Raw genomic sequence first — 227 nt, forward strand, 5'->3', positions numbered from 1 at the left:
AGGAGCCAGCCGCCTAAGGTGGGATAGATGATTGGGGTGAAGTCGTAACAAGGTAGCCGTATCGGAAGGTGCGGCTGGATCACCTCCTTTCTAAGGATAAGGAACTGCGCATTGGTCTTGTTTAGTCTTGAGAGGTCTTGTGGGGCCTTAGCTCAGCTGGGAGAGCGCCTGCTTTGCACGCAGGAGGTCAGCGGTTCGATCCCGCTAGGCTCCATTGGTGAGAGATC

The 227-nt window shown here is 55.5% G+C and carries 1 tRNA gene and 1 rRNA gene; both read left to right on the top strand.

Going from position 1 to position 227, the window contains the following annotated elements:
• Positions 1 to 90 (top strand): 16S ribosomal RNA (locus WKI42_RS10975); the annotation flags it as partial.
• Positions 91 to 141: 51 nt separating this feature from the next.
• Positions 142 to 214: transfer RNA gene (locus WKI42_RS10980), tRNA-Ala, on the top strand.
• The last annotated feature ends 13 nt before the right edge of the window (positions 215 to 227 follow it).

Source organism: Streptococcus pseudopneumoniae (genome assembly GCF_038148935.1).
GTDB classification, from domain to species: Bacteria; Bacillota; Bacilli; order Lactobacillales; family Streptococcaceae; genus Streptococcus; species Streptococcus pseudopneumoniae_U.